20 protein-coding genes and 1 pseudogene are annotated in these 24,713 nt (G+C 74.4%); 15 read left to right on the forward strand and 6 right to left on the reverse strand.

Going from position 1 to position 24,713, the window contains the following annotated elements:
- The first annotated feature begins 1 nt into the window (after position 1).
- From meaB to IEY75_RS04805, 5 genes and pseudogenes are all read left to right on the forward strand, one after another.
- Entirely contained in the window at positions 2 to 976 is a 975-nt protein-coding gene (meaB, locus tag IEY75_RS04785) for a methylmalonyl Co-A mutase-associated GTPase MeaB (protein ID WP_189112942.1), read from the forward strand.
- Positions 977 to 1,504: 528 nt separating this feature from the next.
- Positions 1,505 to 2,446, forward strand: a complete 942-nt coding sequence (locus tag IEY75_RS04790) for a hypothetical protein (RefSeq protein ID WP_189112943.1) — start codon at positions 1,505 to 1,507, stop codon at positions 2,444 to 2,446.
- A 214-nt stretch (positions 2,447 to 2,660) separates the two neighbouring features.
- A complete protein-coding gene (gene icmA, locus IEY75_RS04795; protein WP_189112944.1) occupies positions 2,661 to 4,334 on the forward strand; it encodes a coenzyme B12-dependent isobutyryl-CoA mutase large subunit in 1,674 nt (557 codons plus the stop codon).
- Between the two features lie 39 nt (positions 4,335 to 4,373).
- Positions 4,374 to 5,267 carry a tetratricopeptide repeat protein gene (locus tag IEY75_RS04800; protein WP_189112945.1) on the forward strand — a complete coding sequence of 298 codons (894 nt, stop codon included), beginning with the start codon at positions 4,374 to 4,376 and terminating at the stop codon, positions 5,265 to 5,267.
- Positions 5,268 to 5,277: 10 nt separating this feature from the next.
- Positions 5,278 to 6,201: pseudogene (locus IEY75_RS04805) on the forward strand (arginase family protein); the annotation flags it as partial.
- On the opposite strand, the gene IEY75_RS04810 reads toward IEY75_RS04805, so the two are convergent.
- Complete coding sequence (locus IEY75_RS04810; RefSeq protein WP_189112946.1) at positions 6,197 to 8,260, reverse strand: penicillin-binding transpeptidase domain-containing protein; 2,064 nt, start codon at positions 8,258 to 8,260, stop codon at positions 6,197 to 6,199. The pseudogene IEY75_RS04805 and the gene IEY75_RS04810 overlap by 5 nt on opposite strands.
- A 329-nt stretch (positions 8,261 to 8,589) precedes the next feature.
- On the opposite strand from IEY75_RS04810, the gene IEY75_RS04815 reads away from it, so the two are divergent.
- Entirely contained in the window at positions 8,590 to 13,473 is a 4,884-nt protein-coding gene (locus tag IEY75_RS04815) for an NAD-glutamate dehydrogenase (protein ID WP_189112947.1), read from the forward strand.
- Between the two features lie 96 nt (positions 13,474 to 13,569).
- On the opposite strand, the gene IEY75_RS04820 is transcribed toward IEY75_RS04815, so the two are convergent.
- Positions 13,570 to 14,247 (reverse strand): TetR/AcrR family transcriptional regulator, encoded by a 678-nt coding sequence (locus tag IEY75_RS04820; protein WP_229789350.1) that lies wholly within the window; start codon positions 14,245 to 14,247, stop codon positions 13,570 to 13,572.
- Between the two features lie 305 nt (positions 14,248 to 14,552).
- Between IEY75_RS04820 and IEY75_RS04825 the strand changes: the two genes are divergently transcribed.
- Positions 14,553 to 15,413, forward strand: coding sequence for an ABC transporter ATP-binding protein (locus IEY75_RS04825; RefSeq protein WP_189112948.1), 861 nt, complete (start codon positions 14,553 to 14,555; stop codon positions 15,411 to 15,413).
- On the opposite strand, the gene IEY75_RS04830 is transcribed toward IEY75_RS04825, so the two are convergent.
- Entirely contained in the window at positions 15,410 to 15,853 is a 444-nt protein-coding gene (locus IEY75_RS04830) for a DUF6232 family protein (protein ID WP_229789367.1), read from the reverse strand. The two genes, IEY75_RS04825 and IEY75_RS04830, sit on opposite strands and share 4 nt — an antisense overlap.
- Before the next feature lie 105 nt (positions 15,854 to 15,958).
- Here IEY75_RS04830 and IEY75_RS04835 point away from each other — a divergent pair, with 105 nt between their 5' ends.
- From IEY75_RS04835 to IEY75_RS04845, 3 genes are all read left to right on the forward strand, one after another.
- Positions 15,959 to 16,750: an enoyl-CoA hydratase/isomerase family protein gene (locus IEY75_RS04835; protein WP_189112950.1), complete on the forward strand. Its 792-nt coding sequence runs from the start codon at positions 15,959 to 15,961 to the stop codon at positions 16,748 to 16,750.
- Between the two features lie 117 nt (positions 16,751 to 16,867).
- Positions 16,868 to 17,848: an ATP-binding cassette domain-containing protein gene (locus tag IEY75_RS04840; RefSeq protein WP_189112951.1), complete on the forward strand. Its 981-nt coding sequence runs from the start codon at positions 16,868 to 16,870 to the stop codon at positions 17,846 to 17,848.
- On the forward strand, positions 17,845 to 18,633 hold the full coding sequence (locus IEY75_RS04845) for an ABC transporter permease (RefSeq protein ID WP_189112952.1): 789 nt from the start codon (positions 17,845 to 17,847) through the stop codon (positions 18,631 to 18,633). The genes IEY75_RS04840 and IEY75_RS04845 overlap by 4 nt, the downstream gene beginning before the upstream one ends.
- Before the next feature lie 37 nt (positions 18,634 to 18,670).
- Here IEY75_RS04845 and IEY75_RS04850 read toward each other — a convergent pair whose 3' ends face one another.
- Complete coding sequence (locus IEY75_RS04850) at positions 18,671 to 18,961, reverse strand: PLDc N-terminal domain-containing protein (protein ID WP_189112953.1); 291 nt, start codon at positions 18,959 to 18,961, stop codon at positions 18,671 to 18,673.
- Between the two features lie 214 nt (positions 18,962 to 19,175).
- Here IEY75_RS04850 and IEY75_RS04855 point away from each other — a divergent pair, with 214 nt between their 5' ends.
- The 3 genes from IEY75_RS04855 to IEY75_RS04865 all read left to right on the forward strand — a co-directional run bounded on the left by IEY75_RS04855 (position 19,176) and on the right by IEY75_RS04865 (position 22,422).
- Positions 19,176 to 19,955 carry an electron transfer flavoprotein subunit beta/FixA family protein gene (locus IEY75_RS04855; RefSeq protein WP_189112954.1) on the forward strand — a complete coding sequence of 260 codons (780 nt, stop codon included), beginning with the start codon at positions 19,176 to 19,178 and terminating at the stop codon, positions 19,953 to 19,955.
- Positions 19,956 to 19,976: 21 nt separating this feature from the next.
- Positions 19,977 to 20,933: an electron transfer flavoprotein subunit alpha/FixB family protein gene (locus IEY75_RS04860; RefSeq protein WP_189112955.1), complete on the forward strand. Its 957-nt coding sequence runs from the start codon at positions 19,977 to 19,979 to the stop codon at positions 20,931 to 20,933.
- 313 nt (positions 20,934 to 21,246) lie between these two features.
- On the forward strand, positions 21,247 to 22,422 hold the full coding sequence (locus tag IEY75_RS04865; protein WP_189112956.1) for a cysteine desulfurase family protein: 1,176 nt from the start codon (positions 21,247 to 21,249) through the stop codon (positions 22,420 to 22,422).
- Between the two features lie 81 nt (positions 22,423 to 22,503).
- On the opposite strand, the gene IEY75_RS04870 is transcribed toward IEY75_RS04865, so the two are convergent.
- Both IEY75_RS04870 and IEY75_RS04875 read right to left on the reverse strand, forming a co-directional pair.
- Complete coding sequence (locus tag IEY75_RS04870) at positions 22,504 to 22,791, reverse strand: hypothetical protein (protein ID WP_189112957.1); 288 nt, start codon at positions 22,789 to 22,791, stop codon at positions 22,504 to 22,506.
- A complete protein-coding gene (locus IEY75_RS04875; protein ID WP_268244327.1) occupies positions 22,788 to 23,111 on the reverse strand; it encodes an ArsR/SmtB family transcription factor in 324 nt (107 codons plus the stop codon). The genes IEY75_RS04870 and IEY75_RS04875 overlap by 4 nt, the downstream gene beginning before the upstream one ends.
- Before the next feature lie 78 nt (positions 23,112 to 23,189).
- Between IEY75_RS04875 and IEY75_RS04880 the strand changes: the two genes are divergently transcribed.
- Positions 23,190 to 23,558: a VOC family protein gene (locus IEY75_RS04880; protein ID WP_189112958.1), complete on the forward strand. Its 369-nt coding sequence runs from the start codon at positions 23,190 to 23,192 to the stop codon at positions 23,556 to 23,558.
- Between the two features lie 33 nt (positions 23,559 to 23,591).
- Positions 23,592 to 24,662, forward strand: coding sequence for a tRNA 2-thiouridine(34) synthase MnmA (mnmA, locus tag IEY75_RS04885; RefSeq protein ID WP_189112959.1), 1,071 nt, complete (start codon positions 23,592 to 23,594; stop codon positions 24,660 to 24,662).
- Positions 24,663 to 24,713: the final 51 nt, after the last annotated feature.

The following is a 24,713-nucleotide window of genomic DNA, read 5'->3' on the forward strand; positions in this document are numbered from 1 at the left end:
GATGACCGTCCCACCGCGCCGCTCCCGGGACGTCGGGCAGTTGGTGGCGCTGGCGCGCGACGGCGACCCGCGCGCGGTGGCGCGCCTGCTGACCCTCGTGGAGAACGGCGATCCGCTGCTGCCCGCCATCGCGGCGGCGCTCGCGCCCTACACCGGTCAGGCCCAGGTGATCGGCCTGACCGGCTCGCCGGGCGTGGGCAAGTCCACCACCACCAACGAGCTGGTGCGGGCGTACCGCGCGGCCGGCCACCGCGTCGGCGTGCTCGCCGTCGACCCGTCCAGCCCGTTCACCGGCGGCGCCATCCTCGGCGACCGGGTGCGGATGCAGGACCACGCCACCGACGCGGGCGTGTACATCCGCTCGATGTCCAGCCGCGGCCACCTCGGGGGCCTGTCGGCGGCGACCCCGCAGGCGGTCCGGGTGCTGGAGGGCGCCGGCTGCGACGTCGTGCTCGTGGAGACGGTCGGCGTGGGCCAGGCGGAGGTCGAGGTTGCCAGCCTCGCGGACACGACGCTGGTGCTGCTGGCGCCGGGCATGGGCGACGCGATCCAGGCCGTGAAGGCCGGCATCCTGGAGATCGCCGACGTCTTCGTGATCAATAAGGCGGACCGCGACGGCGCGGACGCGACGTACCGCGACACCCAGGGCATGATCGCGCTCGGCGAGCGCGCGGCCGGGCAGTGGCGGCCCCAGGTGGTCCGGGCCGTGGCCTTCCGCAACGAGGGCATTGAGGACATCGTCGCCGCGGTGGCCAAGCACCGCGCGTGGCTGGTGGAGACCGGCGAGGCGACCGCCCGCCGCGAGCGCCGGGCGGCGGCGGAGATCGAGTCGATCGCCCTGGGCGTCCTGCGGGCGCGCATCGGCGGGCTGGGCGAGGCCAGCGTCCTGGACGCGCTCGCCGCCGCGGTCGCCGCGGGCCGCCTCGACCCGTACGCCGCCGCGGACGCCGTCCTGGAGCGTCTCCACCCGGCCTGACCGGGCCCCTCCCCCCGCTGGCCCTGCCGACCTGCACCGTGCGGTCCGCCGGGCCGCGTGGCGTTCACATGCACACGTGTCGGTCGACAACTGTAAAAAGAATTATTTCATTTTTGACAGTTCTCGACGTCTGTGTTGTGAAAGTTGGACGGTCCGTGGCGGGGTGCGTGTGGACCTTCAGGTCGGGCGTCGATCCCTCATGGTCGGCCTTCACCGCGCGACCCACCGGCGGAGATGCGGTGTATGCCGAAGCAATAGGTGTCAAAGGGACGATCTGCCGGCGCCTTCACAGCGCTGTGAAGATTGCTGTCCTTTATCGACGCTATGCTCGCGCTAAGCATTTTGCTTGATGTGGATTACTTGTCGGTTGACACGCCATCTGAATAGGATAGACGGTTCTCGATTGTCCGTTTCAGCGTGTGCGCGGTTCCTCCGGGGAGTGGTCCCCGCCAGGCTGCACCACCTGGTTCACGGCAGCGGAACACCGCTGCGGGATTCTCACTTTCATTCGCAGAAGGACAGGACTCCATGCCCTCACATGGTCTGACTCGCGTGCGCTCCGGCGCCTCGCGTACCACCGGGTTCGCCCGCTTCGCCGTCGCCGCGGCGCTGGTCGGCGCGGCGCTCGGCGCCCCCGCCGCGGCCTCCGCGGCGCCGGCCGACGCCGGGCACCGCAGCGGCGTGGCGGCGCCGCTGGCCCCGTCCGCGGCCGCCGCGCCGCGGCTGGAGGCCGCGACCGTCCTGCAGGTCAACCTGTGCAACAGCGGCGCCGACAAGGAGTGCTACGCCCAGGGCAAGTCGGTCAAGGCCACCGCCGAGCTGGTCCGGGAGATCGAGCCGCAGATCCTCACGCTGAACGAGGCGTGCAGCAAGGACGTCGACGCGCTGTTCGAGGTCATGCGCCGCGTCAACTCCGGGACCATGGTCCACTGGTCCTTCTCGCCGATCCACTACGCCAACGGCCACCACATCATGTGTGCCAACGGCGGCCACTACGGCTCCGCGGTCATCGACTCGCTGGACGGCATGAGCCACTACAACTCGTGGGCCTACACCTTCAAGGACCAGGCCCGGGGCGACGAGCGCCGGCTCGCCAACTGCTCGATGGTGAATACCAAGGACAACGCCGGCTACTTCACCTGCGCCGTGCAGATGACGGAGCGGGACAAGGCCACGGCCACGGCCCAGTGCAAGCAGCTCGTTGAGTCGATCATGGATCAGGTGGCGGGCAAGTCCGACATGCCGATCCTCTCGGCCGGTACGTTCAACATCCGGGCGACCGGCAAGGACAGCATCGCGACCTGCATGGAGGACGTCGCCGACGACTACACCACGGCCGGCCAGGGCGTCCAGCACGTCGTCGCCTCGACCGGCATCACCCTGGGCCAGGTGACCACCCACGAGCTGGAGGGCACCAAGGTCCCGGCCGCGGCCTTCGAGATCGACTTCGACGGCGAGGGCCGCCGCTGACCGCGGGCGACCGCGGACCCGGCCCGCCGCCGACCTGAGCGGGCAGCGGCGCCGACGACGCACGGAAGGCGTCCCCTGTCCGCGGGGGGCGCCTTCGGCGCGTGCGGCAGGCGGGCCGGCCGCGGCCGGCCCGCCTGCCGGGTGCCCCGGGCCACCCCGCGCCGCGCCGCGCGCTGACTAGACTCGGGTGGCGCTGAGATGAAGGAGCCGTCCCATGAACGCCGACGAGATCGCCGCAGGCCGGGCCCGCTGGCAGGCCCGCTACGACGCCGCCCGCAAGCGCGACGCGGATTTCACCACGTTGTCCGGAATGCCGGTCGAGCCGCTGTACGGCCCGCCGGAGGGCGCCGAGGTGCCCGGCTTCGCGCGGATCGGCTGGCCGGGGGAGTACCCGTACACCCGCGGCCTGTACCCGACGGGGTACCGCGGCCGCCGCTGGACGATCCGCCAGTTCGCCGGCTTCGGCAACGCCGAGCAGACCAACGCCCGGTACAAGATGATCCTCGCCGCGGGCGGCGGCGGCCTGTCGGTGGCCTTCGACATGCCCACGCTGATGGGCCACGACTCCGACGACCCCAAGGCGCTCGGCGAGGTCGGCCACTGCGGCGTGGCGATCGACTCGGCGGCCGACATGGAGACGCTGTTCGACGGCATCGACCTGCAGGCCACCACCACGTCGATGACGATCTCCGGGCCGGCGGTCCCGGCCTTCTGCATGTACCTGGTCGCGGCCGAGCGGCAGGGCGCCGACATCACCAAGCTCGACGGCACGCTCCAGACCGACATCTTCAAGGAGTACATCGCGCAGAAGGAGTGGCTGTTCGCGCCCGAGCCGCACCTGCGCCTCATCGGCGACCTGATGGAGTACTGCGCCCGGCACATCCCGCGGTACAAGCCGCTGTCGGTGTCCGGGTACCACATCCGGGAGGCCGGGGCGACGGCCGCGCAGGAGCTGGCGTACACGCTGGCCGACGGCTTCGGGTACGTCGAGCTGGGCCTGTCCCGCGGGCTGGACGTCAACGTCTTCGCCCCCGGCCTGAGCTTCTTCTTCGACTCGCACGTGGACTTCTTCGAGGAGATCGCGAAGTTCCGCGCCGCCCGCCGGATCTGGGCCCGCTGGCTGCGCGAGGAGTACGGCGCCACCAGCGAGAAGGCTCTGTGGCTGCGGTTCCACACGCAGACCGCCGGAGTGTCGCTGACCGCGCAGCAGCCGGTCAACAACGTCGTGCGGACCGCCGTCGAGGCGCTGGCCGCCGTCCTGGGCGGGACGAACTCGCTGCACACCAACGCCCTGGACGAGACCCTGGCGCTGCCGACCGACGAGTCCGCCGAGATCGCCCTGCGCACCCAGCAGGTGCTGATGGAGGAGACCGGCGTCACCAACGTGGCCGACCCGCTGGGCGGCTCCTGGTACGTCGAGGCGCTCACCGACAAGATCGAGGCGGAGGCGGAGGCGATCTTCGCCAAGATCCGTTCGCTGGGCAGCGACGGCACGATCACCGCCGGCATCCTGCGCGGCATCGAGGACGGCTACTTCACCGGCCAGATCGCCGACTCGGCGTTCACCTACCAGCAGGCGCTGGAGAAGGGCGACAAGCGGATCGTCGGCGTCAACTGCCACACCACCACCGTCGCCAAGGACCTGGAGATCCTGCGGATCTCCCACGAGGTCGAGCTGGCGCAGAAGAAGCTGCTCGCCGCGCGCAAGGCCGACCGGCAGCGGGACACGGTGGACGCGGCGCTCGCCGCGCTGGTCGAGGTCGCCCGCGGTACCGGGAACATGATCCCCGCGATGCTCGACGCCGTGCGTGCCGAGGCGAGCATGGGCGAGATCTGCGACGCGCTGCGGGCCGAGTGGGGTGTCTACCGCGAGCCGGCGCGCTTCTGACGCCGACCGCCGCGCCCCTACGTGCCAGACTGGACAACTATGAGCGACCCACGTAATTCCCCATCGATCTTCACCCGCGGCGCGGTGGACCTGGGCGCGCTGCGCCGCCCGGCCGCGCCCCCGGCGGCGGCCGCGTCCGCCGCCCCGCCGGCCGGCGGCGCCGCCGTGGCCGTGGTGGACGTGACCGAGGCCACGTTCCAGGGCGAGGTCCTCGAACGCTCGCTGACCACCCCGGTGGTCGTGGACTTCTGGGCCTCCTGGTGCGAGCCGTGCAAGCAGCTCTCGCCGCTCCTGGAGAAGCTCGCGGCCGAGGCCGGCGGCGCGTGGGTGCTGGCCAAGGTCGACGTCGACGCCAACCCGCGGCTGGCGCAGCTCTTCCGCATCCAGGGCATCCCGATGGTCATCGGCATCGTCGGCGGGCAGCCGGTCGACGCCTTCTCCGGCGTGGTACCCGAGGCCCAGCTCCGGCAGTGGGTCGACGCGCTGCTCAAGGCCGGCGGCGTCGAGGTCGTCGCCGCGGAGGACCCGCGCCTGGACGAGGCCGACGAGGCCCTGATGACGGGCGACCTGGACGCGGCCGAGGCGGCGTACCAGAAGATCCTGCACGAGACCCCCGGCGACGTCGCGGCGCAGTCCGGCCTGGCCCAGGTCACGCTGACCCGGCGGGTGCGCCACGTCGACCCCGCCGCGGCGGTCGCCGCCGCCGACGCGGCGCCCGCCGACGTGGCGGCGCAGCTCACCGCCGCCGACGTCGAGGTCCTGTCGGGGCTGGCCGAGCGGGCGTACGACCGGCTGGTGGCGCTCGTACGCCGGACGGCGGGCGAGGAGCGCGACACCGTCCGCGACCACCTGGTCTCCCTGTTCGCCGTTGCCGGACCCGACGATCCCGCGGTGGCCGCGGCGCGTCGGGCGCTGGCCAGCGCGCTGTTCTGAGGTGGCGGCGGTGCGTCGGATAGCGGTGCTCGACGCGCCGTCCAACCTCGGGCTGCGGCCCCCCACCTCCACGTCCGTACCCGGCTGCGCGAAGGCGCCCGGCGCCCTGCGGGACCACGACCTGCTCGGCCGGCTGGGCGCCCGCGACGCCGGCTGCCTCACCCCGCCGCGGTACGACCTGGGCGGCTGGCGGCCCGGCGACGGCGCCGCCCACGCGCCGCAGCTCGCCGGGTACGCCCGGCGGCTGGCGGAGCGCATCGGCGCCATCGTGGACGCCGACGAGTTCCCCCTGGTCCTGGGAGGGGACTGCGGCATCCTGCTCGGCGCGGCGCTGGCGATGCACCGGCTCGGGGAGGCGGTCGGCGGCCGGGTCGGCCTGGTGTACCTCGACGCCCACTCCGACTTCCGGCACCCCGGCAACGCCGCCTACGTCGGGGCGGCGGCCGGCGAGGTGCTCGCGCTGGTGACGGGCCGCGGCCAGGGCGACCTGGCGGCGATCGAGGGCCGCCGGCCGTACTTCCAGGACGTGGACGTGGCGGTGCTGGGGCTGCGCGCGCACGACGACTACCGGCTCGACCTCCAGGCCGCCGGGATCGTGCACCGGCAGGTGCCGCAACTGCGCACCGACGGTCCGGCGCGCAGCGCCCAGTGGGCGCGCGAGCAGCTCGCCGACTGCGCGGGCTACTGGCTGCACGTGGACGTGGACGTCCTCGACCCGGCCGTGATGCCGGCGGTCGACGCGCCGGAGCCCGGCGGGATCGCGCTGGCGGAGCTGGAGCTGCTGCTCGCGGGCCTGGTGGACACCCCGCACTGCCTGGGGATGCAGGTGACCGTCTTCGACCCCGACTACGACTCCGACGGCGAGCACGCCGGAGAGCTGGTCACCGCGCTGGCCAGCGGCCTGGCGGCGCTGCGGCCGTTGGGCGGCGTCAGCCGCGGACCGCGGTGAGGAACCGGCCCGCCAGCGGCACGGCGGTCGCGCCGCTGCCGCCCCCGTTCTCCACGAACACCGCGATCGCCACGTCCCCGCGCCAGCCGACGAACCACGCGTGGGTGTGGGCGGGGTTGTTGTCGAACTCGGCCGTGCCCGTCTTGCCGTAGACCGGGCCGCCGGGCACGCCGCGCAGCGCCGCGGCCGTGCCGTCGGTGACCACCTCGCGCATCATCGCGTGCAGCGCCTGGACGCTGGCGGCCCGCAGCGGGGCGGCCGGGCCGCCGCTGGGGACCGGCGCGGGCGGCGCCGTCGTGGGCGCGGCGGTCGCCCCCGGCACGCCGGCCGAGGGCGTCTGCGGCGCCGCCGCGTCGGGCAGCGGGTCCAGGACGAACGACGGCGGCCGCCAGCTCCCGCGGGCGACGGCGGCGGTGGCGGCGGCCATCGCCAGCGGGCTGACCACGGTGCGGCCCTGGCCGAACGCCGCCGCGGCCTGCTCCGCCGGGTCGCCGTCGCGGGAGACCGTGCCGCTGGCCGCGTCGAGCCCGACGTCCCACCGCTGGCCGATCCCCAGGCTGGCGCCGGCCTCGGCCAACCCGCCCGGTCCCAGCCGCGGCGCCAGCGAGGCGAAGGCGGTGTTGCACGACTGCGCGAAGTCGACCCGGAACGGGACCGTGCCGAGCGCGAAGTTGTTGGCGTTCTTGAAGGTGCGGCCGCCGGCGGCGACGGTCTTCGGGCAGGCGACCGGCGTCGCCGGGGTGACCGCGCCGCGGTCCAGCAGCGCCAGCGCGCTGACCATCTTGAACGTCGACCCCGGCGGCACCTGGGCGGTGAAGGCCAGGTTGACCGCGGCGCCGGCCGGGGCGTTGGCCGCCGCGAGCACGGCGCCGTCGCGGACCCGGACCGCCACCAGCGCGGCGCGCCGCGTGGTCCCGGCCAGGGCCAGCTCGGCCGCCGCCTGTACCGCGGGTTCGAGGCTGGACTTCACCGGCTGGCCGGCGACCGGCTCGATCCGGTGCAGCTCGCGCGCCTGCGCACTGCCGCCGGGCGCGCTGCTGCGGGCCACGATCCGCTGCCCGGCCGTACCCCGCAACCGGTCCTCGTACCGCCCCTGCAACCCCCCGTGCCCCACCTGGTCGCCGAGCGCGTAGGCACCCGGCCGCCCGGCCATGTCGTCGCGCTGGACCGGGTCCACCGTGCCCAGTACCGCGCGGGCGAAGGTGCGGCTCGGCGCGAGCTGCCGGTGCTCCTCCCGGAAGACCGTGCCGGCCAGCGGCTGGATCCGGTTGCGGATCTTGTTGTAGTCCGGCTGGCGGAGTGTGACCACCTCGACGAAGGCGTCCTTGTCCGCCTTGGCCACCTGGGCCGGCAGCCCCGCCAGGTCGACGGTGACACCCGCGAGCTTGAACGCGGCCGCCAGCGCCGGGACCAGCTTCTTCACGTCGGCCACCCGACCGGGCTGCACCCCGACGACCACGACCGGCCGGTCGGTGATCAGGGGCCGCCCGGCGGCGTCCTGGACGGGGCCGCGCGGGGCCGGGACCCGCTCGGTACCCAGCGCCTCGCCGTCGACCAGGTCCGGGTGGACGACCGCCGACTGCCACACGACCGCCCACTCCTCGCCGACCCGGTTGAGGGCGAGCGCGGTCCCGTACCTCCAGCGCGCGCCCCCGGGCAGGCCCCAGTCGACGTCGACGGCGAAGTCGGCCGCCTTCTCGGCGGTCTTCGGCCCGCCGCGCAGCTTCAGGTTCGGCGGGGTGGTGCGCAGCTCGCCGGAGAGCGCGGCGAGCTGCGCGGCCACCTCGGCCGCGGCCAGCTTCGACCCGTCGGGCCGGACGAACGCCAGCGAGTCGAGCCGGCCGCCCCGCCAGCCGTCGAGGAACGCCTGCGCGGTCTCCCGCGGCCCGTCCGACCCGCACGCGGCCAGTACGCCCGCCGCGAGGGCCGCCGCCGTCACCGCCGCGGACCGGCGCCCGGCACCCCACGTCGGTTTGCGGTCGGATGTCCGGTGTGCCGGCCTGCGGAGGAAGCCGCGGCGGCGCGCGCCCTGCTGGTGGCCCATGCGTTTTACTCCTTGGACGGCCGAGACGCCATTGTCCGACATGCGTGCCACTCCCTGCTGTACCACACTCCGGGGGGCCGGTCCGGGAACAGCCGAGTCCCGTGCTGGCTGCGGCCCGGGCCCGGCGAGGACCTAGGCTGTGAGGGATCCTCCAGTCGGATGACGGCGCCGCGCGGGCGCGCGTCGTGCGGCACCACCGGGCGCGGCGCGGACCGCGGGAGCCGGCGGGCCGCGCGCACCGCGGGGCAGCGGCGCGGGACGGACGACGAGGCGCCAGGAAGCAGGGCGCCGCGCGGTGGCCGCGCGGCGGCGAGGGGAGTGGGCGGTACATGGAGCGGCACGCCGGGGTCAGCGTGGGCACCACGGTCGGCGCGGGACCGACGCGCGACGGCGAGGCGGTCGGGGACGGCCCGCCCAGCGCCGAGCACCTGATCGCCGCCGCCGCCGCCGCGGCGGCGGACGACGCCGAGCGGGCGCTGGTCGCGCGGTACTGGATGTTCGCGCCGGACGAGGACCTGGCCGGGCGGACGCCGGAGCAGCTCCTGGCGGCGGTCCGCCAGCACGCGGAGCTGGCCGCCCGGCGGGTGGGCGGCGAGCTGAAGCTGCGGATCGGCGAGCCGGCCCCGGGCGACCACCACACCGTGGTCGAGATCGCCACCGACGACATGCCGTTCCTGGTCGACTCGGTGACCGCGGCGCTCGCCGCCCAGCACCTCGACGTCCGCCTCATCGTGCACCCGCTGCTGGTGGTCCGGCGCGAGGCGCTGGGGCAGCTCGTCCAGATCGCCGACCGCGAGCCCGACGAGGCCGGCCCGGGCGAGATGGTGGAGAGCTGGATCCGCATCGAGATCGACATCGTCCGGGACCCGGCGAAGCGGGTCGAGGTGCAGCGCGCGCTCCAGCGGGTCCTGACCGACGTGCGCGAGTCGGTCGAGGACTGGCCGCGGATGCAGCAGCGCGCGCTGGAGCTGGCCGACGAGCTGCGCGAGGCGCAGCTCCCGGTACCGGACAAGGACATCTCCGACTCCGTCGAGCTGCTGCGCTGGCTGGTGGAGGACAACTTCACCTTCCTCGGCTACCGCGAGTACCGGCTGATCGACGCCGAGGGCGAGGACGGCAGCCCGGAGCTGATGCTCCAGGCGGTCCTCGGCAGCGGGTTGGGCATCCTGCGCTCCGAGCCGGCCGCGGCCCGGGTGCTGTCGTCGATGACGCCGGAGGCCTACGCCAAGGCGCTGGAGCGGCGGCTGCTGACCATCACCAAGGCCAACTCGCGGGCGACCGTGCACCGCAACGCGTACCTGGACTACATCGGGTTCAAGACGTTCGACGACAGCGGCGCGGTGGTGGGCGAGCGCCGGTTCCTCGGCCTGTTCTCCTCCTCGGCGTACCTGACCAGCGTGCGCGAGCTGCCGGTGGTCAAGCGCAAGGTCGCCGAGGTGCTCGACCGCTCCGGCCTGACCCTGCGCAGCCACTCCGGCCGCGACCTGATGGACATCCTGGAGAGCTACCCGCGCGACGAGCTGTTCCACGCCCGGACCGATGAGCTGTTCCACACCGTCCTCGGCGTGCTGCGGATGGCCGGGCGCCGGCAGTTGCGGCTGTTCCTGCGCCGCGACGACTACGGCCGGTTCATCTCCTGCCTGATCTTCCTGCCGCGGGACCGCTTCACCACCGCCAACCGGCTGAAGATGCAGGCCATCCTGCTGCGCGAGCTGAACGGCGTCGGCGTCGACTACACGACCCGGGTCAGCGAGTCGGTACTCGCCCGCGTGCACTTCATCGTCCGCACCGACCCGCACAACCCGCCCGGCGACGTCGACACCCCGGCCCTGGCCGAGAAGCTGAACACGGCCACCCGGGCGTGGGAGGACGACTTCCGCATCGGGTTGGAGGCCAAGTTCGGCGAGAGCCAGGCGCGGATCCTGTTCGACCGGTACGCCCCGGCGCTGACCGAGTCGTACAAGGACGAGCACACCGCCTTCGAGGCCGGCCAGGACATGGCGAAGCTGGAGCTGCTGGAGGAGCCTGGGCAGCTCGAACTGCACCTGTTCCGCAAGCGCAAGGACGACGACGACGTCCGGTTCAAGGTGTTCCGGTACGGCGAGCCGATGCTGCTGTCCGCGGTCCTGCCGGTGCTGCACTCCCTCGGCGTGAAGGTCGCCGACGAGCACCCGTTCGAGGTGCGCCGCACCGACGGCACCATCTACCTGTACGACTTCGGGCTGCAACTGCCCGAGGGCCACCGGGCGCTGACCGAGGTCCGCGCGCACGTGGAGAACGCGTTCTCGGCGACGTGGCGCGGCGAGGCGGAGGTCGACGGCTTCAACGAGCTGGTGCTGCGGGCGGGCCTGACCTGGCGGCAGGTGGTGGTCCTGCGCGCCTACGCCAAGTACCTGCGCCAGGCCGGCACCGTGTTCTCCCAGGAGTACATGGAGCAGACCTTCATCGGCTACCCGCAGATCGCCCGGCTGCTGGTGCGGCTGTTCGAGGCGCGCTTCGCCCCGGCCGTGCACGCCCCGGCGGGCCGCGACCACCTGGCCCGCGACATCACCACGGCGATCGGGCTGGAGCTGGAGGGCGTCACGAGCCTGGACCAGGACCGGATCTTGCGCTCGTACCTGACCCTGATCCAGGCGACCCTGCGCACGAGCTTCTTCCAGCGCGCCTCCACCGCCGACGGCGGCCGGCCGAAGCCGTACGTGTCGTTCAAGCTGGACCCGACGGCGATCCCGGACCTGCCGGCCCCCCGGCCCAAGTTCGAGATCTTCGTGTACTCGCCGCGGTTCGAGGGCGTGCACCTGCGCTTCGGCGCCGTGGCCCGCGGCGGCCTGCGCTGGTCCGACCGCCGGGAAGACTTCCGCACCGAGGTGCTGGGCCTGGTCAAGGCGCAGATGGTCAAGAACGCCGTCATCGTGCCCGTCGGCGCCAAGGGCGGCTTCGTCCTCAAGCAGAAGCCGGGGGACCGCGACGAGGCGGTCGCCTGCTACCGGATGTTCATCGCGGCGCTGCTGGACGTCACCGACAACATCGTGGCCGGCGCGGTCGTGCCCCCCACCGACGTGGTCCGGCACGACGGCGACGACCCGTACCTGGTGGTCGCGGCGGACAAGGGGACGGCGACGTTCTCCGACATCGCCAACGAGATCTCGGCCAACTACGGCTTCTGGATGGGCGACGCGTTCGCCTCGGGCGGCTCGGCCGGCTACGACCACAAGGGCATGGGGATCACCGCCCGCGGCGCCTGGGAGTCGGTGAAGCGGCACTTCCGGGACCTGGGCGTGGACACCCAGTCGCAGGAGTTCACCGTCGTCGGCGTCGGCGACATGTCCGGCGACGTGTTCGGCAACGGGATGCTGCTCAGCGCGCACATCCGGCTGGTGGCGGCGTTCGACCACCGGCACATCTTCATCGACCCGGACCCGGACGCCGCGACGTCGTTCGCGGAGCGGAGCCGGATGTTCGCGCTGCCGCGCTCGTCCTGGGCGGACTACGACCCGACCAAGATCTCCGCCGGGGGCGCCGTCTTCCCGCGGACGATGAAGTCGATCGAGCTGACGCCGCAGATCAGGGACGCCCTGCACATCGAGCCCACCGTCGCGGCCATGACGCCGCCGGAGCTGATGAAGGCGATCCTGCAGGCGCCGGTGGACCTGCTCTGGAACGGCGGCATCGGGACCTACGTCAAGGGCACCGGCGAGACCCACCTGGACGTCGGGGACAAGGCCAACGACGCCATCCGGGTCAACGGCGCCCAGCTACGGGTCAAGGTGGTCGGCGAGGGCGGCAACCTGGGCCTGACCCAGCGCGGGCGGATCGAGTTCGCCACCTACGGGGGCCGGATCTTCACCGACTTCATCGACAACTCGGCCGGCGTCGACTGCTCCGACCACGAGGTCAACATCAAGATCCTGCTGGGCAGCGCGGTCGCCGACGGGACGATGACGCTGGCCGAGCGCGACGCGCTGCTGGTGGAGATGACCGACGAGGTCGCCGACCTGGTCCTGCAGGACAACTACGACCAGGCGCGGGCGCTGGGCAACGCGGGCGCGCAGGCGCTCTCCCTGCTGCCCGTGCACCGGCGGATGATCATCGAGCTGGAGCGCTCCGGGCACATCGACCGGGTGCTGGAGTCCCTGCCGACGGACAGCGACCTGCAGATCCGCGGCGAGAGCGGCCGGGGCCTGACGATGCCGGAGTTCGCCGTCCTGCTGGCCTTCGTCAAGATCGCCATGGAGGAGGAGATCCTCGCCAGCGAGCTGCCCGACGACCCGTGGACGGCCGACCTCCTCGTCGACTACTTCCCGACGCCGCTGCGCAAGCGGTTCGCCGACCGGATGACCGAGCACCGGCTGCGCCGGGAGATCATCACCACCGCGCTGGTCAACGAGGTCGTCAACCGGGGCGGTACCTCGTTCGTCTACCGCGCGGTGGAGGAGACCGGCGCCTCGGTGGCCGACATCCTGCGCGCGTACGTGGTCGTGCGCGAGGTCTACGGCTTCCGGGAGCTGTGGCAGACGGTCGAGGACCAGGACAACCGGATCTCCACCGACGCGCAGACGGCGCTGTACCTGGAGTCGCGGCGGCTGCTCGACCGCGCCGTCCGCTGGCTGGTCAGCTCCCGGCCCTCGCCGCTGGACGTCGCGGGCGAGACCGCCCGCCTGCGGCCCGGGGTCGCCGACCTGCTGCCGCGTACCGACGCCCTGTTCCGGGGCGCCGAGCGCCAGTCCCTGCGCGCGCACGTCGCGCACCTGGCCGAGGGCGGCGTACCCGCCGACCTGGCGGAGCGCTCGACCCGCATGGTGTACAGCTTCGGCCTGCTCGACATCGTCGAGATCGCGGCGAACACCGGCCACGAGGTCGGCGAGGTCGCGGGGGTGTACTTCGAGCTGTCGGAGCGGTTCCGGGTCGACAACCTGCTGTCCAAGGTCTCCTACCTGCCCCGCAACGACCGCTGGCAGACCCTGGCCCGGATGGCCCTGCGCTACGACCTGTACGCGGCGCTGGCCGGGCTGACCAACGAGGTGCTGGCCGGTACCGCGTCCGGCCTGTCGCCGGAGGACCGGGTCCGCCGCTGGGAGGAGGACAACGCCACGGCGATCACCCGGACGCGCAACGCCGTCACCGAGTTCGGCGAGTCCCCGGCCGACCTGGCCGCGCTGTCGGTGCTGCTGCGCCAGATCCGGACCCTGGTCCGCACCTCCCGCGCCTCCTGAGCGACGCCGGTGTGCGACCGCCGACCCGGCGGTCGCACACCGCGGCGTGCCCGCCGCTGGCGGGGCCGCGCGGCGCGTCGCGGCCGGCGCGGCGGGTCAGGCGCGCAGCGCGCGGATCAGCGCGGTCACCTCGCGGGTCACCGGGCGCAGCACCCGCAGCCGGCTCAGCCCGACGAGCCGGTCGATGAGCGGCACCGCGCCGTCGATGAGCGTGCGGGTGCGGCGCTGGCCGGGGGACCGGTCGTGGACCCAGTACAGGACCACGCCCAGGTAGGCCAGCCACAGCAGCTCGGGCAGGTCCGCGCGCAGTTCGGGGTCGGGCTTGACGGCGGCGCCGTCGAGGACGTCCCGGAACAGCCCCACGGCCGTCTCGCGGGGCCCCGCCGACTCCGGCGAGAACGGGTTGAGCGGCGAGGTCGGCGCGGCGGCGGTCTTGAAGAAGGTGCCGGCGAAGTCGTGGTACGGCGCGGTGGTGTCGATGCCCGCGTGCAGGACCGCCCGCAGCCGCGGCGCGAAGGCCGTCTCCGCCGCCAGGGCCGGGGCGGCCGCGGCCCGCAGGCGCTCCTGGAGGTCGGCGTAGAAGTGCTGGACCAGGTGCTCCTTGGACGGGAAGTAGTAGTAGGCGTTGCCGACGGCGACCCCGGCCTCCCGGGCGACGGCCCGCATCGTGGTAGCGGCGTACCCGCGCTCGCGGAACATCCGCAGGGCGGTGTCCAGGATGAGCTGCCGGGTGCGGTCGCCGCGGGCGGTCGGGGGGGCGGGTGCGTCGCTCACCGGCGCCACGGTAGCCGGCGCCGGGCGGCGGCGGGAGCGGCGGGAGTGGCCCGCGACGCCGCGCCCGGCCCGGCCCAGCCGCACGCCCCGCCACCGCGGACACCCCACCCGGCCGCGGCCGCCGTCAGCGGGCACGGAGCGCCGCCCACACCTGTCGAATCCATCAGAAACCTCTTTTCTGAACGCGTTCAACTAAGCGTCCTGAGTGTACGCGGCAATTTTGAACAAGTTCAAGTGCCCGGTCCGGCCGCCGGCGCCCGGGCGGCCGGTGCGGCGGGGCCGGCGCGGCGTGATTACATTGGCCCGTGCCGAATGCCGCAGCCGAGCCCCTCGTCACCGCGCCCGCCCCGGCGGAGCCGCCCGACCCGCCCGCACCGTGCGCGGCCGACGAGGCGGCCGTCGCGCTCTGCGGGGTCCGCGTCACCCGCGGCGACGCCGTGCTGCTGGAGGCGGTCGACTGGCAGGTCGACCCGGCCGAGCGCTGGGTCGTGCTCGGCCCCAACGGCGCGGGCAAGACCACGCTGCTCCAGCTCGCCGCCGGCCGGATGCACCCCAGCGGCGGCACGGTGACCCTGCTGGGTGAGCGCCTCGGCGCCACCGACGTCGGCGCGCTGCGGGCCCGGATCGGCCTGACCAGCGCCGCGGACCGGCTGCCCGACCGCGAGCGCGTGCACGACGTGGTCCTGACGGCCGCGTGGTCGGTGGTGGGCCGGTTCCGGGAGCGGTACGAGGCGCTCGACGACGCGCGCGCCGCGGCGCTGCTGGCGCAGCTCGGGGTCGGCGGGCTGGCCGACCGGTCCTACGGCACGCTGTCCGAGGGCGAGCGCAAGCGGGTGCAGATCGCCCGGGCGCTGATGACCGACCCGGAGCTGCTGCTGCTCGACGAGCCGGCCGCCGGGCTCGACCTGGCCGGCCGCGAGCGGCTGGTGGAGCGGCTGGCGGCGCTCGCCGCGGACCCGGCCGCCCCCACGATGGTGCTGGTCACCCACCACGTCGAGGAGATTCCGCCCGGCTTCACCCACGCGCTCGTCCTGCGCGGCGGCGCGGTGGTCGCCCGCGGGCCGCTAGCTGAGACGGTGACGGCCGAGACGCTGTCGGCGGCGTTCGCCCTGCCGCTGGAGGTGCGGCGGGTGGGCGAGCGGTTCACCGCCGCGGCGGCGGGCTAGCGCTCGGCGGCGCGCTCGATCGCCCGGTACACCTGGCCGAACTTCTGCCGGTCCCGGGTGCGCAGCAGCAGGACCTCGGTACCCCGCCAGCGCCCCCAGATCTCCCACTCGCGGGCGCCGCGGGCGTACGCGCGGTCGAGGTGCTCCAGCACGAGGTCGGCCAGCGGCGCGGTGACCAGTCCGACGACCAGCGCGGCGCCGACGACGACCGCCATCGCCATGCCGGACAGCCGCAGCGCGAGCGCCACCGCGACGGCGGCCAGGCCCAGCGCCGCCGGTACGCCGATCACCAGGCCGAGCGTGGCCCGCCCCGCGACGCGCCGCCAGGACCGGCCGCCGCGCCGGTGCCACACCTCGGTCAGCTCGGCGAGCGGGATGTGCCGGCCGTCGGTCTCGATGCCGGCGGCGGTCACCGTCACCCGCGAGTCGCGGTAGTGCATCCGGTCCACCGGCACCACCGTACGCGCCCGCCGGGTCCGCGCCGTAGGGTGAAACGGTCGCAACCCGGAGGACGGCCGCACACCGCGGAGGACAGGAGTGGGCGCATGAGCGAGGGCAGCTTCAAGGGCGAGTTCGTACGGCTGGAGGTCGCCGACGGCCTGGCCACCATGCACCTGGACCGGCCGCCGATGAACGCCCTGAACGCCGCGCTCCAGGAGGAGCTGCGCGCCGCGGCCGGGATCGCCGACGCGGCACCCGAGATCAGGGCGGTCGTGGTGTACGGGGGCGGGAAGGTGTTCGCCGCGGGTGCGGACATCAAGGAGATGGCCGGCATGTCGTACGTCGACATGGCCGCCCGCGCCCCGGGCCTCAGCAGCGCCTTCGACGCCGTCGCGCGGATCGGCAAGCCGGTCGTGGCCGCCGTCACCGGGTACGCCCTCGGCGGCGGCTGCGAGCTGGCGCTGGCCTGCGACTGGCGGGTCGTGGCCGACGACGCCCGGCTCGGGCAGCCCGAGATCAAGCTGGGCCTCATCCCCGGCGCCGGCGGCACCCAGCGCCTCGCCCGGCTCGTCGGCCCGGCGCGCGCCAAGGACCTCATCCTCAGCGGCCGGATGGTGGACGCCGCGGAGGCGCTGGCGATCGGCCTGGCCGACCGCGTCGTCCCCGCGGCCGACGTCTACGACGCCGCGTGCGCGCTGGTGCGGCCGTACCTGACCGGCCCGGCCCAGGCGCTGCGGGCGGCGAAGCTGGCGGTCGACGGCGGCCTGAGCATGGACCTGGCGGCCGGGCTGGCGTGGGAGACCCAGCTCTTCGCCGGCCTGTTCGCCACGGCGGACCGGACCGAGGGCATGGCGGCGTTCGTGGAGAAGCGCAAGCCGGACTTCACCGGCCGCTGACCGGGCCGCCGCCGCTGCCCGGACGGGAGCGGCGGCGGAAAACCGATCGAGTTTGTCGGACCCCTCGGGCAGTCTGGGGCTGTCGACCACCCCGCTGTCCGAGGGAATCCCACTGCCATGACCCACGCCACCAGTACCGGCCCCGCCATCGTCGCGGAGGGCCTGGTCAAACGGTTCGGCGACACCACCGCGCTCGACGGCGTCGACCTGGAGGTCGCCAGCGGCACCGTCCTGGGCGTGCTCGGCCCCAACGGGGCGGGCAAGACGACGGCGGTCCGCATCCTGGCCACGCTGCTGCGGCCCGACGCCGGGCGCGCCGTCGTAGCCGGCCACGACCTGGCCGCCGCGCCGCACCGGGTCCGCGAGGCCATCGGCCTGACCGGCCAGTACGCGGCCGTCGACGAGACCCTGACCGGCGCGGAGAACATGCTGCTGATCGGCCGCCTGCTGGGCCTGTCCCGCACCGCCGCCCGGGCCCGCGGCGCGGACCTGCTCGGGCGCTTCGGCCTGGCCGACGCCGCCCAGCGCGCGGCCAAGACCTACTCGGGCGGTATGCGCCGGCGGCTCGACCTGGCGGCCAGCCTCGTCGGCTCGCCCCGCGTCCTCTACCTGGACGAGCCCACCACGGGCCTGGACCCGCGCAGCCGCAACGACCTCTGGGACATCGTCCGCGGCCTGGTCGCCGACGGTGTCACGGTCCTGCTGACCACCCAGTACCTCGACGAGGCAGACCGGCTCGCCGACGACATCGTGGTCATCGACCACGGCCGGGTCATCGCCACCGGCACGCCCGCCGAGCTGAAGGCGCGCACCGGCGCGCAGACCCTGTCGGTCCGCCCGGCCGACGCCGCCCACCTGCCGACCGTGGCCGCGGCGCTGGCCGCGCTGGACCACGCCGCGCCCGAGACCTCCGGCGACCAGGTGTCGGTCCGGGTGGCGGACGCCGACGTGCTCCCGCACCTGGTCCGGCGGCTGGACGCCGACGGCGTGGCGGTCGCCGAGCTGTCCCTGCGCAACCCCAGCCTCGACGAGGTCTTCCTGTCCCTGACCGGGCGCCCGGCGGAGTCCGGCGCCGCACAGAACGAGGTACCGGCATGACCGCCGCCACCGTCGCCCGGGTGTCACCGGCCGCGGCGCTCCAGCAGACCCTGACGCTGTCCTGGCGCAGCCTGGTGCAGATCCGGCACAACCCGATGGAGCTGCTCGACCTGAGCATCACGCCCATCATGTTCGTCCTGCTGTTCACGTACGTGTTCGGCGGCGCGATCGCCGACTCGCCGCAGCAGTACCTCCAGTTCATGCTGCCGGGCATCATCGTGCAGAACACGATATTCGCCACGATGTACACCGGCATGGGCCTCAATAGCGACCTGACCAAGGGCGTCTTCGACCGGCTGCGTTCGCTGCCGATCGCCCGGTCGGCGCCGCTGGCGGGCCGGATCCTGGCCGACACCGTCAAGCAGGCGTGGGCCATCGCGCTGCTGCTGGCCATCGGCTTCGCGCTGGGCTTCCGGGCCCCGGGCGGGGTACTCGGCATCCTGGCGGCCACCGGCCTGATGCTGCTGTTCGCCCTCGCCGCGGCGTGGATCGCCGTCCTCGTCGGCGTCCTGGCCAGCGACCCCGAGAAGGTCCAGGTCTACGGGTTCACGGTGATGTTCCCGCTGACGTTCACCTCGAACATCTTCGTCCAGACCGAGTCGATGCCCGGCTGGCTCCAGGCGTGGGTGAAGGTCAACCCGGTCACCCTGCTCGCCGACGCGATGCGCGGGCTGATGGTCGGCGGGCCGGTGGCCCGCCCGGTCGTGTTGTCGCTGGTCTGGGGGGCGGTGATCGCGCTCGTCTTCGCCCCGCTGGCGGTGCGCGCCGTCCGGCGGCGGGTCTGACAGCGGCGCCGGACGGCGCGCCCGCCGCGCGGGCTCCCTAGGGCCGGCGCGGCGGGTCGTCGTCCGGGCGCTCGCGCAGGGAGCGCAGGAAGTCGGGGTCGTCGTCGGGCGCCAGTGGCCGGCGGGGCGCCGGGGGCCGCGGCGCCCGGTCGCGGCCGGCGGCGAACCAGGCCACGCCGCCGACGATGGGGAACAGCAGGATCACGATGACCCAGCCGATCCGGGGCAGCACCCGGACCCGCCCCTCGTCGGTGGACAGGCAACTGATCAGGGCGGCGATGGCCAGCCCGATCTCGACGACGGTGAGCAGCAGGAGTAGCCGGGCCATACCCGCCATCATGCGTGATCGCCGCCCGTGTGACCACACCGTGGTCCGCCACCCGGGGCTTCGGCGGGTCGGTCGCGGTACCCGGCCGCGGCAGGCATCCTGTGAGATGCCCCCCGACCGCCCTCCTGACCGGTCGCGGTGCCGCGGTGTGCGGCTAGGATGGGGTCCGCACATGAACGATCGTTAACCTCAAGCTGGGGGGTCATCGGGCGCGATGAACATCGTCGTACTTGTCAAGCAGGTGCCTGACTCCGGGGCGGAGCGCACCCTGCGCGCCGACGACAACACCGTCGACCGGGCCGCCGCCGACAACGTGATCAATGAGATGGACGAGTACGCCATCGAGGAGGCCCTGCAACTGCAGGAAGCCGGCGGCGGCGAGGTCACCATCCTCACCATGGGCCCCGAGCGGGCCGCCGAGTCGATCCGCAAGGCGCTGTCGATGGGGCCCGACGGCGCCGTCCACGTCACCGACGAGGCGCTGGCGGGCTCGTGCGCGCTGGCCACCTCGCGGGTGCTGGCCGCCGCGCTGCGCGAGCTGAACCCGGACCTCGTCCTCTGCGGCGCGGAGTCCACCGACGGCCGCGTCCAGGTCATGCCGCACATGCTGGCCGAGCGCCTGGGCATGGCCGCGCTGACCGGCGCGCGCAAGCTGACCGTCGACGGGGACACCCTGACCGTCGAGCGGCAGACCGACGAGGGGTACGAGGTCGTCACGGCCGCCACCCCGGCGGTCGTCTCCGTCTGGGACACGATCAACGAGCCGCGGTACCCGTCGTTCAAGGGCATCATGGCCGCGAAGAAGAAGCCCGTCCGCACGGTCAGCCTCGCCGACCTGGGGATCCCGGCCGAGGAGGTCGGCGCCGCGGGGGCCACCAGTGCGGTGCTGGAGCACCGCAGGCGCCCCGCCCGCAGCGCCGGCGTGACGGTCGCCGACTCCGGCGACGGCGGGGTCCGACTGGTGGAGTACCTGGCCACCGAGAAGTTCGTCTGAGCAGGGCAGGGGAGAAGGATCATGGCTGAGGTACTCGTCGTCGTCGAGGCCAACGCGGCCGGCGTCAAGAAGGTCACCCTCGAACTGCTCACCCACGCCCGCGAGCTGGGCACCCCCGCGGCCGTCGTCATGGGCGCGCCCGGCGCGGCCGCGGCGCTGACCGACAAGCTCGCCGAGTACGGGGCGGCGAAAATCTACGCGGCCGAGCACGAGGACATCGACAACCACCTCGTCGCGCCGAAGGTCAGCGTCCTCGCGCACCTGGTCGCCCGGGTCCAGCCGGCGGCCGTCCTCGTGGGGGCCACCCAGGAGGGCAAGGAGATCGCCGGCCGCCTGGCGGTCCGGCTGGACAACGGCCTGCTCACCGACGCCGTCGCCGTCGCCGCCGACGGCGCGGCCACGCAGGTCGCGTTCGCCGGGGCCACCATCGTCACGGCCCGGGTGACCCGCGGCCTGCCGCTGGTCGCGCTGCGGCCGAACTCGATCAGCCCCACGCCGGCCCCGGCCGACGCCGAGGTGACGCCGGTGGCCGTGGAGCTGACCGACGCCGACCGGCTGGCCCGGGTGTCCGAGCGGGTGGTCGAGCAGAAGGGCTCGCGGCCGGAGCTGACCGAGGCGTCCGTCGTCGTCTCCGGGGGCCGCGGCGTCGGCAACGCGGAGAACTTCACGATGGTGGAGGAGCTGGCCGACCTGCTCGGCGGCGCGGTGGGCGCCTCGCGCGCGGCGGTGGACTCCGGGTTCTACCCGCACCAGTTCCAGGTCGGGCAGACCGGCAAGACGGTCTCGCCGCAGCTCTACGTCGCACTCGGCATCTCCGGGGCCATCCAGCACCGCGCCGGTATGCAGACCTCGAAGACGATCGTGGCGGTGAACAAGGACGGCGAGGCGCCGATCTTCGAGCTGGCCGACTTCGGCGTCGTCGGCGACATCTTCAAGGTTGTACCGCAGGCCGCCGAGGAGATCCGCAAGCGCAAGTGACCGGTTCGGCGCGCGCCGCCACCGGGCGCACGGCGCCCGCGGCGACCGGGCGGAAACGGCGGGCGGAAACGGGGCGGGGCGGGCCGAGGCCGGGCGCCGGAACGGGCGGCGAGCGCGCGGCTGTCGCCGCTCCCCCGACAACAGCCGCGCGTACCGGAGAGCCTACGTGCTCACGCCGCGCCGGTGGGGGCAGCCTGTCCAACGTGGACGCTCCGCCTCCGCCGGCCCGGTACCGCGCCCCGGTGCCGTCGCCCGGGGCCCGTACCCGGTCGGCCCCGGTCCGCCGAGGCGCCGACGTTAAGCTGGCCCGGACATGGCATACCTGGACCACGCCGCGACGACGCCCATGCGGCCCGAGGCGCTCGCGGCCTACGCGGAGGCGGCCGGCGGCGTGGGCAACGCCTCCTCGCTGCACGCCGCCGGCCGCCGCGCCCGCCGCCGCGTCGAGGAGGCGCGCGAGCGGGTCGCCGCGGCACTCGGCGCCCGCCCGTCCGAGGTCGTCTTCACCGCCGGCGGCACCGAGAGCGACAACCTGGCGGTCAAGGGCATCTTCTGGGCGCGCCGCGACGCGCGGCCGGCCCGGCGCGGGGTTATCGCCAGCGCGGTCGAGCACCACGCCGTCCTCGACGCCGTGCAGTGGCTGGCCGACGCCGGGGACGCCGCGGTCACCTGGCTGCCCACCGACGGCGACGGGGTGGTCGCCCCGGCCAGCCTGGCGCGGGCGCTGGCGGCCGAGGGTCCCGAGCCGGCGCTGGTGACGGTGATGTGGGCGAACAACGAGATCGGCACGGTCCAGCCGATCGCCGAGCTGGCCCGGCTGGCCGCGGCGCGGGGCGTGCCGATGCACACCGACGCCGTGCAGGCGGTGGGTCAGGTCCCGGTCGACTTCGCCGCCAGCGGGGTCGCCGCACTGACGGTCAGCGGGCACAAGCTCGGCGGCCCGGTCGGGGTGGGCGCGCTGCTGCTGGGGCGCGACGTCGCCTGTACGCCGCTGCTGCACGGCGGCGGCCAGGAGCGCGACGTGCGCTCGGGCACCCCGGACGTCGCCGGGATCGCGGCGTTCGCGGCCGCGCTGGACGCGGCGGTGGCCGAGCGGGAGCGGGCGGCGCCCGCCCGGGCCGCCCTGCGCGACGCCCTCGTCGCCGGTGTGCGGGCGGCGGTGCCGGACGCGGTCCTGAACGGACACCCGCGCGCGCGGCTGCCCGGCAACGCGCACTTCAGCTTCCCCGGCTGCGAGGGCGACGCGCTGCTGCTGCTCCTGGACGCCCAGGGTGTGGCCTGCTCGACCGGTTCGGCCTGCTCGGCGGGCGTGGCGCAACCGTCCCACGTCCTGCTCGCCCTGGGCGCGGACGCCGACCGGGCCCGCGGCTCGCTGCGCTTCACTCTCGGCCACACCTCGACCAGGGCCGATGTCGAGGCCCTGCTCGGGGCGCTGCCGGCGGCGGTCGCCCGCGCCCGCGCGGCCGGCGCCCTGCGCGCCCGCCGCTGACCCCGCCGCGCCACCGGCGCCCTGCGCGCCCCCGCGCCACCGGCGAGCCGGTCGCCGCGCGGATCCGGTCGTCGCGCGGGGTCAGTCGACGCTGCGCAGCAGGGTCTCCACGGCCTCCACGCGGGAGCGGATGAACGCCAGCTCGTCGCGCATGTCGCGCTCGGCGGTGGCCGCCCGGGTCAGGTGCGCGTCGTACTGCTCGGCCAGCCTGCGGTACGCGTCGTCGCGCGCCAGCGCGGCACTGGCCTGCTTCGTCTGGGTGAACGCCCGGATGCTGACCACCAGCACGATCGTCAGCAGGACGAGGAAGCCCAGCCCGAAGCCGATGCCCATCACGACCTCGGGCCACGCGGGGACGTTGTCCTTCATTTCTGCTCCTTCTGCTCGGTCAGGGTCGGGATCGCCCGGGCGATCGTCTCGGGGGTCAGATGCAGCGCGAACGGCGCCGCCTCGACGTACTTCACGGCCTTGCCGCTGTCGGAGATCTCCAGGTCGGCGGTGACCAGGTCGGCCGCCTCCAGGCGCTGGAGGTGCATGTGCAGCAGCGGCCGGCTGATCCCCAGCTCGCGGGCGAGCTGGGAGACGTACTGCCGGCGGCCGGCGAGGGTGGCCACGATCCGCATCCGCTGCGGGTTGCCCAGGGCGGACAGCGCCGCGAGCAACCGGTCCCCGTTCACAGGTTCATCCACAGCATCACCTTCCACGTGTAAGAAAAAGCTTACATGTGATATCGGATGCTGCCAAGGGGCGGCCGCTAGGGTCGGGGGATGAGCGTAGGCAAGCTGCACACCGTGGTGCTCGACTGCCCCGACCCGGCCGCGCTGGCCCGGTTCTACGCGGAGCTGACCGGGCTGGCCGTGGTCGACGAGGACGAGACCTGGGTGACGCTGCGCGCGGGCGACGGCGTCCGGCTGGCCTTCCAGCGGGCGCCCGCGGACCCGGCGCCGACCTGGCCGGAGCCCGGCGTCCCGCAGCAGGCGCACCTGGACATCGAGGTCGCCGACATCGGCGTCGCCGAGCCGCGGGTGTGCGCCCTCGGTGCCCGGCTGCTGCGCGGCGGCGGCGGGGTCCGGTCGGGCTTCCGGGTGTACGCCGACCCCGCCGGCCATCCGTTCTGCCTGGTCTGGGGCCAGTAGGGCGGGCCCGGCGGCCCGCGGTACCGTGGGCGCGTGCGAGTGGTGGCGGCGATGTCCGGCGGGGTCGACTCGGCGGTGGCCGCGGCCCGCGCCGTCGACGCCGGCCACGACGTCACGGGCGTGCACCTGGCGCTCTCCCGCCACCCCCAGGCGTACCGCACCGGCGCGCGCGGCTGCTGCACCGCCGAGGACGCCCGCGACGCCCGCCGCGCCGCCGACGTCCTCGGCATCCCGTTCTACGTCTGGGACCTGGCGCAGGAGTTCCACGAGGACGTGGTCGAGGACTTCGTCGCCGAGTACGCCGCCGGCCGGACCCCGAACCCCTGCCTGCGCTGCAACGAGAAGATCAAGTTCGCGGCGGTCCTGGACCGGGCCGTCGCGCTCGGCTTCGACGCGGTCGTGACCGGCCACCACGCCCGGCTCGGCGCGGACGGCCTGCTGCGGCGCAGCGTCGACACCGCGAAGGACCAGTCGTACGTGCTGGCCGTCCTCGACCGCCGCCAGCTCGACCGCTCGCTGTTCCCGCTCGGCGACTCCACCAAGGAGCAGGTCCGCGCGGAGGCGGCCGCCCGCGGCCTCGCGGTGGCGGACAAGCCGGACTCGCACGACATCTGCTTCATCGCCGACGGCGACACGCGCGGGTTCCTGGCCCGGCGGCTCGGCGAGCGCCCCGGTGACATCGTCGACGCGGCCAGCGGCGAGGTCCTCGGCACCCACGGCGGCGCCTACGCCTACACCGTCGGCCAGCGGCGCGGCCTGCGGCTGGACCGCCCGGCCCCCGACGGCCGGCCCCGCTACGTCCTGTCGGTGACCCCGGTCAGCAACACGGTCACCGTCGGGCCGGCGGCGGCGCTGGAGGTCGACGAGGTGCGCGCCGTCCGCCCGGTCTGGACCGGCTGCCCGCCGCCCGCGGCGCCGCTGGAGTGCGCGGTGCAGCTCCGCGCGCACGGCGCCGCCACGCCCGCGGTCCTGACCGCCGGCGCCGACGGCTGGTCCGCCCGGCTGCGCACGCCGGTGCGCGGCGTGGCGGCGGGCCAGGCGCTCGTCGCGTACCGCCCGGACCCCGGCGGCGACATCGTGCTCGGCGCCGCCACCATCGCCTGAGCGGCCCCCGGTGGCGCGGGTCACCGCGACAACTGACTCCCGGGTAACCTC

The organism is Pilimelia terevasa (assembly GCF_014647915.1).
Taxonomy (GTDB): domain Bacteria; phylum Actinomycetota; class Actinomycetes; order Mycobacteriales; family Micromonosporaceae; genus Pilimelia; species Pilimelia terevasa.